Source organism: Klebsiella sp., assembly GCF_027492335.1.
Taxonomy (GTDB): domain Bacteria; phylum Pseudomonadota; class Gammaproteobacteria; order Enterobacterales; family Enterobacteriaceae; genus Klebsiella; species Klebsiella huaxiensis.
The window spans coordinates 1-17014 of record NZ_JAPUEW010000035.1 but is presented as its reverse complement, the minus strand read 5'-3'; the positions used below and the strand labels follow the sequence as shown (position 1 = coordinate 17014).

The following is a 17014-nucleotide window of genomic DNA, read 5'->3' as shown; positions in this document are numbered from 1 at the left end:
TGGCATTACGCCTGCTGGCAGAAACTTGTCCTTTACTGGAGGAACTAGGGGCTCCTGCCGCCTTACCGGAAATGCTCCATGAAGAGAGTGGGCTTATTCTGGTCACTGGGGCGACCGGGAGCGGTAAATCAACCACCCTGGCGGCGATGGTTGGTTATCTTAACCAGCGTCTCGATGGTCATATTCTGACGCTGGAAGACCCGGTTGAGTTTATCCATCACAGCGAGCGTTGCCTGATTCAACAGCGGGAAGTTGGCCGCCACTGTCCCTCCTTTGCATCGGCATTGCGCGTCGCGCTGCGTCAGGACCCTGACGTCATTTTGTTAGGGGAACTGCGTGATAGTGAAACGATCCGCCTTGCATTAACCGCGGCAGAGACCGGACATCTGGTGATGGCGACGTTGCATACGCGTGGCGCGGCGCAGGCGGTCGAGAGGCTGGTGGATGTTTTTCCGGCGCAGGAGAAAGAGCAGGTCCGCAGTCAGCTGGCAGGGAGTTTATGCGCTGTACTGGCACAAAAATTGTTTCCGGATACTGCTGGTGGAAGAGTTGCGCTATACGAGCTTTTGGTTAATACCCCGGCTGTGGCGAATTTGATCCGAGAGGGAAAAACGCATCAGCTGCCCGGCGTGATGCAAACCGGGCAGCAATCGGGTATGCAAACATTTACGCAAAGCTTTCAGCAACGTACGGCGGCGGGTCGTTTATAGCTGTATTTTTTATATTCAGACATCTTACCAATGGCTTGTTATGACAATGTTTTATTAATGTTCGGTATCATAATTTTATATTACAGATAAGTACGTAAAATTAAGCCGAATAATGTACGCTATGAAAAAATAATTGACATAAACTTCCCATAACCAGGAAAAAAGTTTGATAATATTTTGACTCTCTTAAGGCATTCGATTTATGCTGTTTGCAGGGATAGGAAAATTCCCATAGAATATTGTTTCAATGTGTAAATGTGGTTTGGATTTATAAATACACTCGTGATCGTATTCTTTTTAATTCATTTAACCGCTATGAAGGCGGGTATCAACTAAGGAGAGTTTTAAGTGATTAATTTTTCTGAGGATTTAATTCGTTCTCACCAGGTTACTTTTATTACTCACCCATCGATTCAAAGCAAAGCATTTGCAACGTATCTGGCTGATACGTTATCTGTTTCTGTCATTTTGCAAAATATTAATAAGCCCCTTGCACAACGTCTTTTGAAAGATTCTGTAATATTATTTGATATTGCTGTTTCAAATAAAAAGTTGAACAGCGTATGGCGTGACATTATTCGCTTACAAGCAGACAATCCTCGTCTGCTGATTATCAATAGCGCACAAAAGTATGAACTCTACGAAATGGCACAGTGGCCTGCGCTTTATGGTGTCTTTCGCCATGACGATGATGAATCGCGCTTAATTGAGGGCGTTAAAGCCGTGTTGAACGGTGAACAGACGGCTGAATTGAGCGTGATGCACCCGGCGATGTATGCCGCGGATCATGCATCGGCACCTACGGAAAGCTCGCCGTTGACTGAACGCGAATGTGAGATTCTTAATGAACTGCGCTGTGGTGCGACCAATATGGATATAGCTCGCGCACTATTTATAAGCGAAAATACGGTCCGCACTCACCTGTATAACGTGTTTCGTAAGCTGAGCGTGAAGAATCGTACCCAGGCGGTAAGCTGGGCGAACGAACATCTGCGTCACTAACGGGTTGAGTCAGGGAAGTGGCGCCAGTTACAGGCTATGGCGCCATTTGTCAGGCTTAGAAACCTTGTTCGAAATAGCTTTCCAGAATAATGACCGCTGAAGCCGAATCGATGCTGCCTTTATTTAGCGCGCGAAATCCGCCGTGTTCAAATAATCCGGCTCGGGCTTCAACGGTGCTCAGACGTTCGTCATGTAACGTTATTTGCACCCCAAAGCGGCCATGTATTTTATTGGCGAAGTTGCGTGCACGTGCGGTAAGAGGCTGTTCAGTACCGTCCATATTAAGCGGCAGACCGACAATAACGGCCTCAGGTTGCCACTCTTTCAGTAATTTTTCGATAATGTTCCAGTCCGGCTTGCCGTCCTGTGCTTTAAGTGCGGGAAGAGGGCGGGCAGTCCCGGTGATGCGCTGCCCGACTGCGACGCCAATACTTTTGGTGCCAAAATCAAAACCCAATAAGGTTCCGCTCATTATGCATGTCCCGCTTCGGCTGGCATTGTCACGATATCGATACCAATCAGCTTCGCTGCATCGCGCCAGCGGTCAGCTATCGGTGTTTTAAACAAAATATTCTGATCGGCCGGAGCGGTTAACCAGGCGTTATCCAATATCTCTTGCTCCAGTTGGCCTTTCTCCCAGGAAGCATATCCCAGCGCGACCAGCACGTTACCAGGCTGCTTGTCCGTACCCAGTGTTTCCAGTACGTCGCGAGAGGTGGTTATCACCGTATTATCAGAGATACGGATGCTGGATGAGAAATCGGATGGTGGTGAATGCAGGATAAAGCCCCGGTCTTCAGCCAGAGGCCCACCGAGCATAACCGGTTTATCCAGGCGGATATCAGGGTTACGCGGATCGGGCGCGATTTTTAACTTCTCCAGGATCCCTTCAACCAGCAGATTTTCCATCGGTTTATTGATAATAATGCCCATGGCACCGTCATCGTTATACTCGCAGATATAGACTACGGAGCGACGGAAAATCGGGTCCTGGAGAGCAGGCATGGCAATTAGAAAGTGATGCTGTAAATTCATTGTCAGAGGTTCTGTTCCTGGTTCAAAAAAGCAGCACCCAGTATGCGGGTAACATGCAAGGCTGTCGATTCAACTTTATCTTTCAGGTTACAGGGGCATTGAATCAACTTGTGTGATCTTTCGGGCTACAGGCGCGGGCCCGTAGCCTGAAGCCACGCTTATTTATTGATGCGCTTCTCGATGGCGTCCATCAGCATACCGGTAATGGAAATCGGGAATGCGGCTTCGATTTCACGTACGCAGGTCGGGCTGGTGACGTTAATTTCCGTCAGGCGATCGCCAATGATATCCAGACCCACAAAGACTAACCCTTTAGCTTTTAGCGTTGGGCCGACGCGGCGGGCGATAGCCCAGTCGCTTTCAGTCAGCGGGCGCGCTTCACCGCGACCACCTGCTGCAAGGTTACCACGAGTTTCGCCACCCTGCGGTATACGGGCCAGGCAGTAAGGTACGGGTTCGCCATCAACCACCAGTACGCGCTTATCGCCATCTTTAATGGCTGGCAGATAGTTCTGCGCCATGCAGTAACGGCTGCCGAGTTCGGTTAATGTCTCGGTGATCACGCCAAGGTTAGGGTCACCTTCTTTAACGCGGAAAATCGATGCGCCACCCATGCCGTCCAGCGGCTTGAGGATGATATCGCCATGTTTTTCCCAGAAGGCTTTCAACTGAGTTTTATTACGGGTGACCAGCGTTTCCGGGGTTAATTCGGAGAACCAGGCGGTAAATAGCTTTTCGTTACAGTCGCGCAGGCTTTGCGGCTTGTTGACGATAAGCGTTCCTTTTTCTTCGGCACGCTCAAGAATATAGGTCGCGTAGATAAACTCAGTATCGAACGGCGGATCCTTACGCATCAGAATTACGTCGAGATCCGCAAGCGGCAGATCCTGCTCGCTGTTGAATTCATACCATTTATCGTAGTTTTGCTCGACGCTCAGCGTGCGCGTACGGGCGCGGGCTTCACCGTTTATTAAGTACAGATCGTTCATCTCCATATAATGGAGTTCATAGCCGCGACGCTGCGCTTCCAGCAACATGGCGAAGCTGGTGTCTTTCTTGATGTTGATGGTTGCGATGGGGTCCATCACGATGCCGAGCTTAATCATTATTCTTCTCCGTTAACGCCTCAACCTAAGTCGCCAAAACGCACTTGCAGGGCGGTGATGGCAGTGAGCGCAGTTGTCTCTGTACGCAGAACGCGCGGTCCCAACAGGATATCAGTAAACTGGTAGCGAGCGGTCATCGCTATTTCTTCCGCCGACAGGCCGCCTTCCGGGCCAATCAGCAGGCGAACACGCTCGACCGGCAACGGCAGCGTGTTAATGCTGGCGCTGGCCCGGGGATGCAGATTGAGCTTCAGGCCCTCGTCCTGTTCCGCACACCAGGCTTCAAGCTGCATTGCCGGGCGGATCTCCGGCACCACGTTGCGACCGCTCTGCTCGCAGGCGGCAATGGCGATTTTTTGCCACTGCTGGATCTTCTTCTGCAAACGTTCGGCATCCAGTTTAACGCCACAGCGCTCGGAAAACAGTGGCGTTATGAGGCTTACACCAAGTTCGATCGATTTCTGGATGGTGAATTCCATTTTTTCGCCACGGGACATTACCTGACCTAAATGGATATGCAGTGGGGATTCGCGGTTATCGATTTTGCTGCTCTGTACTTCAACCAGAACATTTTTCTTACCGGCTTCGACAATGACCGCTTCGAAAACCTGATTACTGCCGTCAAAAAGCTCAATTGCCTGACCTTTACCCATACGTAAAACGCGACCGACATGGTTAGCCGCGTCGTCGGAGAGGGCAATCTGATTACCCGTCGTAATACGTTCCGGGTGATGGATGCGAGGAATGCGCATGCTTGATATTCCGTTCTTCGCGCAGATGTTGTCTTCCCCCATCAGGGGGGAAGAGTGAAGCTGCAAATTAACAATTGCCGCTAGTGTAGGTTAGCTCTTTTGCGCCTGGCAAGCCTGCAGGACGTAAGGATTATGGTTACCCTGGACTTTCGCAATGCGCTCGTCGCGCTGACACTCCCAGGTCGTCACCGGATACTGCTTATCCCAGGCGGTAAACAGCTGGGTTTGCTGGCGGGAAAGGTTTAGCTGATAGCGGTCGCGCATATAGAAGTAGGTGCGCGCGATAGAACCGCGGGCGCGAACCGGCGGCTCGGCGACTTTGTCTTTGAAATCAACCTTCATGGCGCACTGACCATACTGGCCTTCGCCACCGTTCCACTGGCTGTACATAAAATTGGCGCGATCGCCATTGACCTCGCCAACCGCGGGTTGCAGGTTATGCATGTCGCTTTCCATCTTGCGATACTCCAGGTCTTTGGCGCAGTTTTTCCGTCCACCGTCCTGCCAGCATTGACGCTGGTGGCCGAACTGCCAGGCCGGAACGACGTGCTCCCACTCAACCCGGCTGGCGCGATTTTCATTTTTACGCACTTTATAGCCACAAGATTCCAGGTCGATAACGCCCTTTTTCCCCTGCCAGTTGATTTTACAGCCGCAGTAAAAATCGCCGGGGACGTCGGCGTTAACTTTGACTCCAGCAGCCTTGGCCTGAGAAAAACTGTTGATTCCTTCGGCCGCAAGCGGGCCACACGCCGTCGCGCTGAGAAACGCGACAGTAAAAATATGAATGCGGGACATCGTGAACTCCATGTCAAAACGAGCCCGCAACGTAACGAATGTGATTGCCTGACGCAATCAGTCAGATCAGAAAACTTCCAATTATTTCCGGGGATTACTTTTCTGCCACCAGTACGTCACCACAGCGAACGCAGCGATAGGTGGCCTCCCCGCGAACCACGCGATTGTGGCGGCGGACGGTTAACTGATGCTGCTGACACTGGCAACGGTAGGTGAAGGTGTTTTTGCGTACCGAGTCGAGTTCAAAACGATGGGTGCGCAGGGCCGGGACGCCCAGTACGTTCTCCATCATCCATTTCCACTCTCTGCCGTGCGGTGCGACGCGGCCAAAGTGCTTCCACACCAGCAGATGTGCCAGCTCATGCGGTACGACCTCGTCGATAAATGCCTGTTGGTTTTCCATCAACAACACCGGGTTAAGGCGAATTTCGTTTTTTTCCAGCCACGCGGTACCGGCGGACGTTCCGCGCTGCTGATAGACCAGTACCGGTTCAGGGTAATGTTGTCCCAGTTTGGCATTAGCTTTGGCCAGATTCTCGCGCAAGCTGCGCATGACGGCCTGTTGAAGGGCAATGGGAATTCGGGGTGTTTTCATAGCGCCAGAGGATAGTGCGGCAAGAAGTCGAGAGCAAGAAGAAGCTTCCTCCCGGGCGGGAGGAAGCCTGTCGGGTTAGTCGCGAGCGCCAATTTCGCGCAGTTTACGGCCTTTCATCAGGTTACGTTCGATATGTTCCAGAGAGACGTTTTTCGTTTCCGGAATCAACCACAGCGTCAGGAAGATGAACAACACGTTCAGACCGCCATAGACCCAGAAGGTGTTGGCGCTGCCCAGCGAGTTCAGCATGGTCAGGAAGGTTGCACCAACGATCATATTGGCAATCCAGTTGGTTGCCGTTGAGCAGGTGATACCGAAATCACGCCCTTTCAGCGGCTGGATTTCTGAACACAGCACCCAAATCAGCGGACCGGCGCTCATCGCAAAACCGACGATAAACATCAGTAGCATCAGCACGGCAAAGTACTGTGCGGTGGCTGAATGGATGCCAATATGCATCATGCTGCCCAGTACGCCCATACCGACGGCCATCACGATAAAGCCAAGGATCAGCGTGGGTTTACGACCCCAGCGGTCAACCAGACCAATGGCAATAAAGGTTGCCAGAACGTTGGTCAGACCGACGATCACCGTACCCCACATCTGTTCTGTGGTATTGGCATAGCCTGCCAGTTCAAAGATTTTCGGCGCATAATACATGATGACGTTCATACCGGTGAACTGCTGCATCACCTGCAGCAGAACGCCGAGGAACACCGCGCGACGGAAATTGCTGTTTTCTTTAAACAGCGACCAGCCGGATTGTTTTACCTTCAGGCTTTCGCGGATCTCATCCAGTTCGCGTTTTGCTTCAGCGCTGGTGTCCCGCAGGCGCAGCAGCACGCGTTCGGCATCGACAAAGCGGCGCTTAGCGGCAAACCAGCGCGGGCTATCCGGCAGGAAGATGACGCCAATCAGCAGTAGAATCGCCGGGATAATGATGACGCCCAGCATCCAGCGCCATGCGCCGCTGTAGCTGAAAGCGGTATCCGAAAGATAAGCGCCGAGAATACCAATGGTGATCATCAGCTGATACATCGAAATCATACTGCCGCGAATTTTTTCCGGCGCGATTTCAGACAGATACAGCGGAGCGGTGTAGGACGCGACGCCAACCGCCAGCCCGAGCAGCACGCGGGAGATCAGCAGCACTTCAACGTTCGGAGCGGCCGCCGAGAACAGCGAACCGGCAACGAACAGGATAGCGCCAATCATCAGGCTTTTTTTGCGTCCGAGTTTGAAAGAGAGCCAGCCGCTACCGACTGCGCCAACGGCGGCGCCGAACATCATTGAGCTCACCACCCATTCCTGGGTATGAGCGCTTATCTGAAACTCATTGGCGATAAAGGGTAAGGCACCCGCAATCACACCGATATCAAGGCCGAACAGCAGGCCAGCCAGTGCGGCGAGGAAGCAGACAAAGAACGTCATTGTCTTGTTCGAGCGCCCTTGTTTTTTGTTGTCAGGCATAACGCCCTCCAGTTGAGTTATTGATTCTGTCGATGGTTAGGGTAGGGAAGTACGTAGTAAAAAAATGTGATATCAATCACGGCTGTGTAATCGGTTACACTATCGTAAAGAAACGTAATGTATTTAATTTTATTAGAATCAGTGAATTATATAAGTTCAGGCGAAGAAATTAAAAATGCTAATCAGAGTTTCCTGAAATATTGTGTAACATAGTGACGCATTATTGCATTGAGAGCATTTCAGGATGAAAATTTCGCTCCGTAAATGATGTAATCGCTTTCATTTGGCTTTTGTTACAAAGGGAGAAATGGCGCTGTGAGGAAGTGAAAAAATAAAAAGGCCAGCACGTGGCTGGCCTTAAAAGCGAGGAGAGCGGGACTTATTTCAGACCAGCGGCTTCGCGCAGTTGAGCGGCTTTGTCGGTTTTTTCCCAAGGGAAATGTTCGCGGCCAAAGTGACCGTAAGCAGCGGTTTCTTTGTAGATCGGGTGCAGCAGATCCAGCATCTGAATCAGGCCGTACGGACGCAGATCGAAGAACTCGCGAACCAGCAGAGTCAGTTGTTCAGAAGCGATTTTCTCAGTGCCGAAGGTTTCAACCATGATGGAAGTCGGTTCTGCAACGCCGATAGCGTAGGAAACCTGAATTTCGCAACGGTCAGCCAGACCAGCCGCCACGATGTTTTTCGCAACATAGCGTGCAGCGTAGGCTGCAGAACGGTCCACTTTTGATGGATCTTTACCGGAGAATGCGCCGCCGCCGTGACGAGCCATGCCGCCGTAGGTATCAACGATGATTTTACGCCCGGTCAGGCCGCAGTCGCCCATCGGGCCGCCGATGACAAAACGGCCTGTTGGGTTGATGAAGAATTTGGTTGCGCTGGTCAGCCACTCGGTCGGCAGAACCGGTTTGATAATCTCTTCCATCACCGCTTCCTGCAGCGATTTCTGATCGATGCTTTCGGCGTGCTGGGTAGACAGAACAACCGCATCAATACCGACAACTTTACCGTCGTCGTACTGGAAAGTGACCTGGCTTTTCGCATCCGGGCGCAGCCACGGCAGAGTGCCATTTTTGCGAACTTCAGCCTGACGCTGCACCAGACGGTGAGCATAGGTGATCGGCGCTGGCATCAGTACATCGGTTTCGTTGGTGGCGTAGCCAAACATCAGGCCCTGGTCGCCCGCGCCTTGTTCCAGCGGATCGGCACGGTCAACACCCTGGTTGATGTCCGGAGACTGTTTGCCGATAGCGCTCAGTACTGCGCAGGAGTTGGCATCAAAGCCCATATCGGAATGCACGTAGCCAATTTCACGGACCGTGTTACGGGTGATCTCTTCGATATCAACCCATGCGCTGGTGGTGATTTCACCGCCAACCAGAACCATGCCGGTCTTGACGTAGGTTTCACATGCTACGCGTGCTTTCGGATCCTGCTCGAGGATCGCGTCCAGTACGGCGTCGGAGATTTGGTCAGCAATTTTGTCTGGATGCCCTTCTGATACGGACTCGGACGTAAAGAGGTGTTTTGCCATGTTTTATTTCACCTGTGGACGATTCGGGTAGCTCATACTGTTGTGTAGAGAGGCTTTGACGGATGACCCTACCAAAGCTTGCAGGTAGTGACACGAGCAGTCTGAGTGTTAATCAGTATAGATGGATTAACTTCTGGATGGCTATTTTAGGGCAGTTGTTGACCCCATTTCCAGCCTTTTTTGATATTCGTCGCATTTATGGGAAAACCGTGGTGGCAATTTTTCCTGACAAACCCCGGTAACGCGCATATTTTTATTTTGCTTTTTACCCCGCTTCTCGGTATAAAACGCCGCGCGCGGCTCATTAAAAAGCGCACGAGCACTCTTCTCGTGACGCCACTTCCAGCCGGGTTAAGCAGTCTGTGTTTACAGAGTCCCGTAGCAGCGTTTGCGCTGGCTGTTCGGAATGTCTAGCTTTGGCTTGTCGCTGGCCCATGTCGGGGCAGTGTGGAGGTGATCCTTAATAATGAACCCACGTTTTTTGCCTGATTCGTCGCGTCGTTCCGTCGCACGTCACTATCCCGCAAGCTGCATCTCTCTCATGCAAACCAGCCGATGCTCTACCCATCTCGGCGCTTCTCAGGATTCCAGGGCCGGTTGGCGATTGGAAAACTGAACAAGGGCGCTCTTGCTATCGCAAGGGTTTTCTCGTGGTTTCTCCGAACTGTCATACTCCGTTCGGGTACGTGTTTTACGATGATATGAATAAGAAACCGGTCGCGCAGTCGCGAGACCAGCACTATCTGCTGGGATTTAGGACTGTTCATGGGTTGTTATCGCTTCTTCGGATTGCGATAGTAGTCAACTGTTTTACACTTGTTACTAAATTTGAGGTTCGCTATGTCTGACGACATGTCTTTGTTTTCGCCTTCGTCAGCAGGCGAACACGGTGTACTACGTTCCATGCAGGAGGTTGCGATGAGCTCCCAGGAAGCCAGCAAGATGCTACGTACTTATAATATTGCCTGGTGGGGTAATAACTACTACGACGTTAACGAACTGGGCCATATCAGCGTTTGCCCGGATCCTGACGTCCCGGAAGCGCGCGTTGACCTCGCCGAGCTGGTGAAAGCGCGTGAAGCGCAGGGCCAGCGCCTGCCAGCGCTGTTCTGCTTTCCGCAGATTCTGCAGCACCGCCTGCGTTCGATTAACGCTGCATTTAAACGCGCGCGTGAATCCTATGGCTATAACGGTGACTACTTTCTGGTTTATCCGATCAAGGTTAACCAGCATCGCCGGGTTATTGAGTCGCTGATCCACTCCGGTGAACCACTGGGTCTGGAAGCGGGCTCAAAAGCGGAACTGATGGCGGTCCTGGCGCACGCGGGCATGACCCGTAGCGTGATTGTGTGTAACGGTTATAAAGACCGTGAATATATCCGCCTGGCGCTGGTGGGTGAAAAGATGGGTCACAAGGTCTATCTGGTCATCGAGAAAATGTCGGAAATCGCTATCGTGCTGGAAGAAGCCGAGCGCCTGAACGTGGTACCGCGACTTGGCGTGCGTGCGCGTCTGGCATCGCAGGGTTCCGGAAAATGGCAGTCATCCGGCGGCGAAAAATCGAAATTTGGCCTTGCGGCAACGCAGGTTCTGCAACTGGTTGAGATCCTGCGTACGGCAGGGCACCTGGACAGCCTGCAACTGTTGCACTTCCATCTCGGTTCGCAGATGGCCAATATTCGTGATATTGCCACCGGCGTGCGTGAGTCATCGCGCTTCTACGTTGAGCTGCATAAGCTGGGTGTCAACATTCAGTGCTTCGACGTTGGCGGCGGTCTGGGCGTGGACTATGAAGGTACCCGTTCGCAGTCCGATTGTTCGGTGAACTACGGCCTGAACGAGTACGCTAACAACATTATCTGGGCGATTGGCGATGCTTGTGAAGAGAACGGCCTGCCGCATCCGACGGTGATTACCGAGTCGGGTCGTGCAGTGACTGCGCATCATACCGTGCTGGTCTCTAACATTATCGGCGTTGAGCGTAACGAATACACCGAAGCGACTCCGCCTGCACAAGACGCAGCGCGTCCACTGCAAAGTATGTGGGAAACCTGGCTGGAAATGCACGAGACCGGCAACCGCCGCTCGCTGCGCGAATGGCTGCACGATAGCCAGATGGACCTGCATGATATCCACATTGGCTACTCCTCCGGCACCTTTAATCTTCAGGAGCGCGCCTGGGCCGAGCAGCTGTATCTGAATATGTGTCATGAAGTGCAGAAGCAGCTCGACCCGAGCAACCGTGCGCATCGTCCGATTATTGACGAGCTGCAGGAGCGGATGGCGGATAAAATCTACGTCAACTTCTCACTGTTCCAGTCGATGCCGGATGCCTGGGGTATCGATCAGCTGTTCCCGGTGATGCCGCTGGAAGGGCTGAATATGGTGCCGGAACGTCGCGCGGTGCTGTTGGATATCACCTGTGACTCCGATGGGGCGATTGATCACTACGTGGATGGCGATGGCATCGCAACCACTATGCCGATGCCGGAGTACGATCCGGAAAATCCGCCAATGCTGGGTTTCTTTATGGTCGGTGCCTATCAGGAAATTCTCGGCAATATGCACAACCTGTTCGGTGATACGGAAGCCGTCGACGTGTTTGTGTTCCCTGACGGTAGCGTGGAAGTTGAGCTGTCCGATGAAGGGGATACTGTGGCGGACATGCTGCAATACGTGCAGCTAGACCCGAGCACGTTGCTGACTCAGTTCCGCGATCAGGTGAAAAACTCAGGCCTCGACGAAGCGCTGCAGCAGCAGTTCCTTGAAGAGTTCGAAGCGGGATTATATGGATATACTTATCTCGAAGATGAGTAATTAAGAGTATTCCGCTTGATGACCGATTTGTTTTTATAAATCGGTCATCTCATTCTGAAAAGAATCTTAATCGTTAATTACCCTCTTTTTTTATTTTTAAATATCCATAATATTGCTGGGTGATTTATTCATGACAGCAGAGGAAGTGGATATGAAGGGATTTAAAATTAAGAGTTTACTGGTCAGCATGTTTTTGCTTTTAGGCGGCTGCGCTGGGCAGATGCACTCCAACCCATCCATGCATTCCGAAGTGGGCACCACGTGGGGGGGAGACGTAAATTCAACGGTGACGGGCGTCTCAGCTGAGCGGGCAGAGCGTGAGCCCAGTGAAATTATTCTGATAAATTACTCTGCTAAATACCAGTCGGGGTACGATCGTGTTTATAGCATTCGTATCAGTAATCTTGAATATGCTATTCGTGATGCAAATTTTAATTCTATTCCAATTACTCGTCGTTATGACTCCTACACTGGACAGTGGCAGTATATTATCCCGGCGACCGTGGGGATGAACTATCAGCTATACGTGCGTAATTTCAGTCGTGATACGAATTATGAAATTGTCGCGACGGTTGATGGCCTGGATGTGCTGAGCGGTAAACCTGGCTCTCTGAATAATAGCGGTTATATTGTTAATGCTGGTGATTCACTGGCGATTAAAGGGTTCAGAAAAGATAAGCATACCGAGGCGGCGTTCCAGTTCTCTGATGCCTCTGATTCCTATGCGGCTAACTCCGCGCAGGGAGACGTCCGTAATACCGGCGTGATTGGTTTTGCGGCGTTTGCATTACAGGGGCCTGCTGCGAAAACGTTGCCGCCGTGCTCAGCCCAGGCTTTCCCGGCAGACAGCAACGACTATGCGCCGCCGCCTTGTCGTAAATAAACGCTTTGCTTGAAGCCGGGTAGTTTTAGGGCGATAATTACGCCCAATATGCTATATGTATACCCAAACCCTTTCTCGTCGGGCCTAACGACGCGAAAGGGTTTTTTTATATCTTTTTCAAATACCAAGACGGCAAAAAGAGGTCATACCCATGAGCACCTTAGGTCATCAATACGATAACTCCCTGGTATCTAACGCATTTGGTTTTCTGCGTCTGCCGCTGAACTTCCAGCCGTACGACAGCGATGCTGACTGGGTGATTACCGGCGTCCCGTTTGATATGGCGACTTCTGGGCGCGCTGGCGGCCGTCACGGTCCGGCGGCGATCCGTCAGGTGTCGACTAACCTTGCGTGGGAGCACAACCGCTTCCCGTGGAACTTTGATATGCGTGAGCGTCTCAACGTGGTTGACTGTGGCGATCTGGTTTATGCCTTCGGCGATGCGCGTGAGATGAGCGAAAAGCTGCAGGCCCACGCGGAAAGATTGCTGGCTGCGGGTAAACGCATGCTCTCCTTCGGCGGTGACCATTTCGTGACGCTGCCGCTGCTGCGCGCGCACGCTAAGCACTTTGGCAAAATGGCGCTGGTGCACTTCGATGCTCACACCGATACCTATGCAAACGGCTGCGAATTCGACCACGGCACCATGTTTTATACTGCGCCGAACGAAGGTCTGATCGACCCGAATCATTCGGTGCAGATCGGCATTCGTACCGAGTTTGATAAAGATAACGGCTTCACGGTGCTGGATGCGGGTCAGGTTAACGATCGGACTGCTGACGATGTGATTGCCCAGGTTAAGCAGATCGTCGGCGATATGCCGGTCTATCTGACCTTTGATATCGACTGCCTGGATCCGGCATTCGCACCGGGTACCGGTACGCCGGTGATCGGTGGCCTGACTTCAGATCGCGCGATCAAACTGGTACGCGGCCTGAAGGACCTGAATATTGTTGGCATGGACGTGGTGGAAGTGGCTCCGGCTTACGATCAGTCCGAAATCACTGCGCTGGCGGCGGCGACTCTGGCGCTGGAGATGCTGTATATCCAGGCGGCGAAGAAAGGCGAGTAATCACAGGAATTGCCCGGCGGCGCTGCGCTTGCACGGGCCTACAGATAATCGCGGATCTCGTAGGCTGGGTAAGGCGTTAGCCGCCACCCGGCATGAATCCGGGCACAATGCCTAAAACGGGTTTGTCATCACCAGGTATGCCGGATAGCGCTAATGCTATCCGGCTTGCATGACGAGCTTTGCCAAAAATATCTGATATGGCTTGCTGATGGGGCGGCGGTTACTTAATGCCGTCCGCAGCCATTCGATCGCGAATATGCTGAGCGCGCGCTTCCGATGCCGGGTGATCGTCAAACATTGAGCTTTGGCGACCGGCTTCCAGTTTAGCCAATTTTTCGAAGCTGGTGGCCAGGCCCGCTGGGTTAATCCCGCGTTTACGCAGCAGATCGTAAGAGTAGTCGTCTGCTTCAGATTCCTGGCGCTGGGAGAATTGTGAATTCACCAGTTTTTCACCCAGATCGCCCAGTTGCGACTGCGAGAGACTGCCAACAATGCCGCCAGCTGAGGCTGCCGCTGCGCGCACGGCGTTGGTACCCAGCGCGACCTGCATCCCTTTCTTCACATGACCGAGCGCCACGTGACCCATTTCATGGCCGATGACCGCTTCAACTTCATTATCATTCATCAAATCCATTAGCCCGCTATAGACGCGAATACAGCCGTTGGCCATGGCAAATGCGTTGACGTCTTTGGTTTGGTACACCTTGTAGTTCACCGGCTGGCCGTTAATGTTGTCGCCCAGCGCGGCGGCGATTTTGCTGAGGCGCTTACTGTATTCACTGCTGGCAGGCGCGATGGTGGCTTTGGCGTCCATCTCCTGGCAGGCCTTGTCGCTTAAGGTTTTAACCTGCTCGTCGCTGAGAGAGTAAGCCTGCCAGGCTTCTGCGCCAGAGCCAAGCAGGGCGCTAGAGTCCATGTTCTGGCATCCGGTAAGCGTTGCTGCGATCCCAAGGGCAAGAATAGCTGAACGAATTTTCATTTTTTATCTTCCACAATCTTATGGTTATTTTTCCGAAAAAACGGCGATAGCAGGCCTGCCGTATCCTATACAAATTATAAATACTATCTCAGGATGCGGGCGAGAGGATTACGGTGTAGTACAACATGTTCCAGAGATTTCTTAAGCGGCAAAAGGATGCTCCATGTACATGTTTTGCCGCTTAGGTTACATTGTTCACACTTTTTTCCGGCGTAGCCCAAAACGCGCTGTCGTCAAGTCGTTGCGGGCATGGCCTTCATTATCCGATCTGGAGTCAAAATGTCCTCACGTAAAGAGCTTGCCAACGCTATTCGTGCGCTGAGCATGGACGCAGTACAGAAAGCCAAATCCGGTCACCCGGGTGCCCCGATGGGTATGGCTGACATTGCTGAAGTCCTGTGGCGTGATTTCCTGAACCATAACCCGCAGAACCCATTATGGGCTGACCGCGACCGCTTCGTGCTGTCCAACGGTCACGGCTCTATGCTGATCTATAGTCTGCTGCACCTCACCGGTTATGATCTGCCGATTGAAGAGCTGAAAAACTTCCGCCAACTGCACTCTAAAACTCCGGGTCACCCGGAAGTGGGTTACACCGCGGGTGTTGAAACTACTACCGGTCCGCTGGGTCAGGGTATTGCCAATGCGGTGGGTATGGCGATTGCGGAGAAAACGCTGGCGGCGCAGTTTAACCGTCCGGGCCACGACATTGTTGACCACTTCACTTACGCCTTCATGGGCGACGGCTGCATGATGGAAGGTATCTCCCACGAGGTATGCTCCCTGGCCGGTACCCTGAAACTGGGCAAACTGGTGGCGTTCTATGACGACAACGGCATCTCCATCGACGGTCACGTTGAAGGCTGGTTCACTGACGACACGGCAAAACGCTTTGAAGCCTACGGCTGGCACGTGGTGCGCGGCGTGGACGGTCACGATGCTGACTCGATTAAACGCGCAGTGGAAGAAGCACGTGCTGTTACCGACAAACCGTCTCTGCTGATGTGCAAAACCATCATCGGTTTCGGTTCTCCGAACAAACAGGACACCCACGACTCCCACGGCGCACCGCTGGGCGACGCGGAAATCGCGCTGACCCGCGAAGCACTCGGCTGGAAACACCCGGCCTTTGAAATCCCGTCTGATATCTATGCTCAGTGGGATGCGAAAGAAGCCGGTCAGGCGAAAGAAGCCTCCTGGAACGAGAAGTTCGCGGCTTATGCGAAAGCCTTCCCGCAGGAAGCGGCAGAATTCACCCGTCGTATGAAAGGCGATATGCCGTCTGACTTCGATGCGAAAGCGAATGAGTTCATCGCTAAGCTGCAGGCGAATCCGGCGAAAATCGCCAGCCGTAAAGCATCCCAGAATGCGATCGAAGCTTTCGGTCCGTTGCTTCCTGAATTCCTCGGCGGCTCCGCTGACCTGGCACCGTCTAACCTGACCATCTGGTCCGGCTCTAAAGCCATCAACGAAGACACTGCAGGCAACTACATCCACTACGGCGTGCGTGAATTCGGTATGACCGCGATTGCCAACGGTATCTCGCTGCACGGCGGTTTCCTGCCGTACACCTCCACCTTCCTGATGTTCGTGGAATACGCCCGTAACGCGGTGCGTATGGCGGCTCTCATGAAGCAGCGTCAGGTGATGGTGTATACCCACGACTCCATCGGTCTGGGCGAAGATGGCCCGACTCACCAGCCGGTTGAGCAGGTGGCTTCCCTGCGCGTCACGCCAAACATGTCCACATGGCGTCCGTGTGACCAGGTTGAATCCGCTATCGCGTGGAAATACGGCGTTGAGCGTCAGGACGGCCCGACCGCGCTGATCCTTTCCCGTCAGAACCTGGCGCAGCAGGAACGTACCGAAGAGCAGCTGGCGAACGTCGCCCGCGGTGGTTATGTGCTGAAAGATTGCGCTGGCCAGCCAGAGCTTATTTTCATCGCCACCGGTTCAGAAGTGGAGCTGGCGGTAGCCGCTTACGAAAAACTGACTGCCGAAGGCGTGAAGGCGCGGGTGGTTTCCATGCCGTCCACCGACGCATTCGACAAGCAGGATGCCGCTTACCGTGAAGCCGTGCTGCCGAAAGCGGTCTCTGCTCGCGTAGCAGTTGAAGCGGGCATCGCTGACTACTGGTTCAAATACGTGGGCCTGAACGGCGCTATCGTCGGCATGACTACCTTCGGCGAATCTGCTCCGGCTGAGCTGCTGTTTGAAGAGTTTGGCTTCACCGTGGATAACGTTGTCGCCAAAGCGAAAGC

Annotated in this window: 17 protein-coding genes; 8 read left to right on the top strand and 9 right to left on the bottom strand. The window is 52.8% G+C overall.

Features of this window, described 5'->3' with window-relative positions:
* The coding region (locus QVF11_RS10440) for a type IV pilus twitching motility protein PilT (RefSeq protein ID WP_287856772.1) at positions 1 to 710 on the top strand (710 nt) is incomplete at its 5' end.
* Positions 711 to 1058: 348 nt separating this feature from the next.
* Positions 1059 to 1712 carry a LuxR C-terminal-related transcriptional regulator gene (locus tag QVF11_RS10435; RefSeq protein WP_287856770.1) on the top strand — a complete coding sequence of 218 codons (654 nt, stop codon included), beginning with the start codon at positions 1059 to 1061 and terminating at the stop codon, positions 1710 to 1712.
* A 55-nt stretch (positions 1713 to 1767) separates the two neighbouring features.
* Here the strand turns inward: QVF11_RS10435 and ruvX are convergent, their stop codons facing one another.
* From ruvX to metK, 8 genes are all read right to left on the bottom strand, one after another.
* Complete coding sequence (gene ruvX / locus QVF11_RS10430) at positions 1768 to 2184, bottom strand: Holliday junction resolvase RuvX (RefSeq protein WP_112217182.1); 417 nt, start codon at positions 2182 to 2184, stop codon at positions 1768 to 1770.
* Positions 2184 to 2747, bottom strand: coding sequence for a YqgE/AlgH family protein (locus tag QVF11_RS10425; RefSeq protein ID WP_112217183.1), 564 nt, complete (start codon positions 2745 to 2747; stop codon positions 2184 to 2186). Before QVF11_RS10425 ends, ruvX begins: the two co-directional genes overlap by 1 nt.
* Before the next feature lie 158 nt (positions 2748 to 2905).
* Complete coding sequence (gene gshB / locus QVF11_RS10420) at positions 2906 to 3853, bottom strand: glutathione synthase (RefSeq protein ID WP_112217184.1); 948 nt, start codon at positions 3851 to 3853, stop codon at positions 2906 to 2908.
* Between the two features lie 20 nt (positions 3854 to 3873).
* Positions 3874 to 4605 (bottom strand): 16S rRNA (uracil(1498)-N(3))-methyltransferase, encoded by a 732-nt coding sequence (gene rsmE, locus QVF11_RS10415; RefSeq protein ID WP_112217185.1) that lies wholly within the window; start codon positions 4603 to 4605, stop codon positions 3874 to 3876.
* 90 nt (positions 4606 to 4695) lie between these two features.
* The gene (gene endA / locus QVF11_RS10410) at positions 4696 to 5403 is read right to left on the bottom strand and encodes a deoxyribonuclease I (protein WP_287856768.1); all 708 of its coding nucleotides are present in this window, start codon (positions 5401 to 5403) and stop codon (positions 4696 to 4698) included.
* Positions 5404 to 5497: 94 nt separating this feature from the next.
* Positions 5498 to 5998 carry a SprT family zinc-dependent metalloprotease gene (locus QVF11_RS10405; protein ID WP_112217187.1) on the bottom strand — a complete coding sequence of 167 codons (501 nt, stop codon included), beginning with the start codon at positions 5996 to 5998 and terminating at the stop codon, positions 5498 to 5500.
* Positions 5999 to 6073: 75 nt separating this feature from the next.
* The gene (locus tag QVF11_RS10400; RefSeq protein ID WP_112217188.1) at positions 6074 to 7468 is read right to left on the bottom strand and encodes a sugar porter family MFS transporter; all 1395 of its coding nucleotides are present in this window, start codon (positions 7466 to 7468) and stop codon (positions 6074 to 6076) included.
* 379 nt (positions 7469 to 7847) lie between these two features.
* Entirely contained in the window at positions 7848 to 9002 is a 1155-nt protein-coding gene (gene metK / locus QVF11_RS10395) for a methionine adenosyltransferase (protein ID WP_112217189.1), read from the bottom strand.
* Between the two features lie 466 nt (positions 9003 to 9468).
* On the opposite strand from metK, the gene QVF11_RS28695 reads away from it, so the two are divergent.
* From QVF11_RS28695 to speB, 5 genes are all read left to right on the top strand, one after another.
* The gene (locus QVF11_RS28695; RefSeq protein WP_420915786.1) at positions 9469 to 9618 is read left to right on the top strand and encodes a hypothetical protein; all 150 of its coding nucleotides are present in this window, start codon (positions 9469 to 9471) and stop codon (positions 9616 to 9618) included.
* Positions 9619 to 9703: 85 nt separating this feature from the next.
* Entirely contained in the window at positions 9704 to 9850 is a 147-nt protein-coding gene (gene yqgB / locus QVF11_RS10390) for an acid stress response protein YqgB (protein ID WP_130624344.1), read from the top strand.
* Positions 9843 to 11819: a biosynthetic arginine decarboxylase gene (gene speA, locus QVF11_RS10385; protein ID WP_112217190.1), complete on the top strand. Its 1977-nt coding sequence runs from the start codon at positions 9843 to 9845 to the stop codon at positions 11817 to 11819. Before yqgB ends, speA begins: the two co-directional genes overlap by 8 nt.
* A 151-nt stretch (positions 11820 to 11970) precedes the next feature.
* Complete coding sequence (locus tag QVF11_RS10380) at positions 11971 to 12702, top strand: hypothetical protein (protein ID WP_287856763.1); 732 nt, start codon at positions 11971 to 11973, stop codon at positions 12700 to 12702.
* Between the two features lie 151 nt (positions 12703 to 12853).
* On the top strand, positions 12854 to 13774 hold the full coding sequence (gene speB, locus QVF11_RS10375) for an agmatinase (protein ID WP_112217192.1): 921 nt from the start codon (positions 12854 to 12856) through the stop codon (positions 13772 to 13774).
* A gap of 220 nt (positions 13775 to 13994) precedes the next feature.
* Here the strand turns inward: speB and loiP are convergent, their stop codons facing one another.
* The gene (gene loiP / locus QVF11_RS10370) at positions 13995 to 14753 is read right to left on the bottom strand and encodes a metalloprotease LoiP (protein ID WP_287856761.1); all 759 of its coding nucleotides are present in this window, start codon (positions 14751 to 14753) and stop codon (positions 13995 to 13997) included.
* Positions 14754 to 15032: 279 nt separating this feature from the next.
* On the opposite strand from loiP, the gene tkt reads away from it, so the two are divergent.
* Positions 15033 to 17014 (top strand): transketolase (tkt, locus tag QVF11_RS10365; RefSeq protein ID WP_287856759.1); only part of this gene is annotated, 1982 nt, incomplete at its 3' end.

What these genes read in the sequence shown, in the direction of transcription:
- ruvX (WP_112217182.1), bottom strand. Translation starts at nt 2,184, where the DNA reads ATGAGCGGAACCTTATTGGGTTTTGATTTTGGCACCAAAAGTATTGGC.
- QVF11_RS10425 (WP_112217183.1), bottom strand. Translation starts at nt 2,747, where the DNA reads ATGAATTTACAGCATCACTTTCTAATTGCCATGCCTGCTCTCCAGGAC.
- gshB (WP_112217184.1), bottom strand. Translation starts at nt 3,853, where the DNA reads ATGATTAAGCTCGGCATCGTGATGGACCCCATCGCAACCATCAACATC.
- rsmE (WP_112217185.1), bottom strand. Translation starts at nt 4,605, where the DNA reads ATGCGCATTCCTCGCATCCATCACCCGGAACGTATTACGACGGGTAAT.
- endA (WP_287856768.1), bottom strand. Translation starts at nt 5,403, where the DNA reads ATGTCCCGCATTCATATTTTTACTGTCGCGTTTCTCAGCGCGACGGCG.
- QVF11_RS10405 (WP_112217187.1), bottom strand. Translation starts at nt 5,998, where the DNA reads ATGAAAACACCCCGAATTCCCATTGCCCTTCAACAGGCCGTCATGCGC.
- QVF11_RS10400 (WP_112217188.1), bottom strand. Translation starts at nt 7,468, where the DNA reads ATGCCTGACAACAAAAAACAAGGGCGCTCGAACAAGACAATGACGTTC.
- metK (WP_112217189.1), bottom strand. Translation starts at nt 9,002, where the DNA reads ATGGCAAAACACCTCTTTACGTCCGAGTCCGTATCAGAAGGGCATCCA.
- QVF11_RS28695 (WP_420915786.1), top strand. Translation starts at nt 9,469, where the DNA reads ATGAACCCACGTTTTTTGCCTGATTCGTCGCGTCGTTCCGTCGCACGT.
- yqgB (WP_130624344.1), top strand. Translation starts at nt 9,704, where the DNA reads ATGAATAAGAAACCGGTCGCGCAGTCGCGAGACCAGCACTATCTGCTG.
- speA (WP_112217190.1), top strand. Translation starts at nt 9,843, where the DNA reads ATGTCTGACGACATGTCTTTGTTTTCGCCTTCGTCAGCAGGCGAACAC.
- QVF11_RS10380 (WP_287856763.1), top strand. Translation starts at nt 11,971, where the DNA reads ATGAAGGGATTTAAAATTAAGAGTTTACTGGTCAGCATGTTTTTGCTT.
- speB (WP_112217192.1), top strand. Translation starts at nt 12,854, where the DNA reads ATGAGCACCTTAGGTCATCAATACGATAACTCCCTGGTATCTAACGCA.
- loiP (WP_287856761.1), bottom strand. Translation starts at nt 14,753, where the DNA reads ATGAAAATTCGTTCAGCTATTCTTGCCCTTGGGATCGCAGCAACGCTT.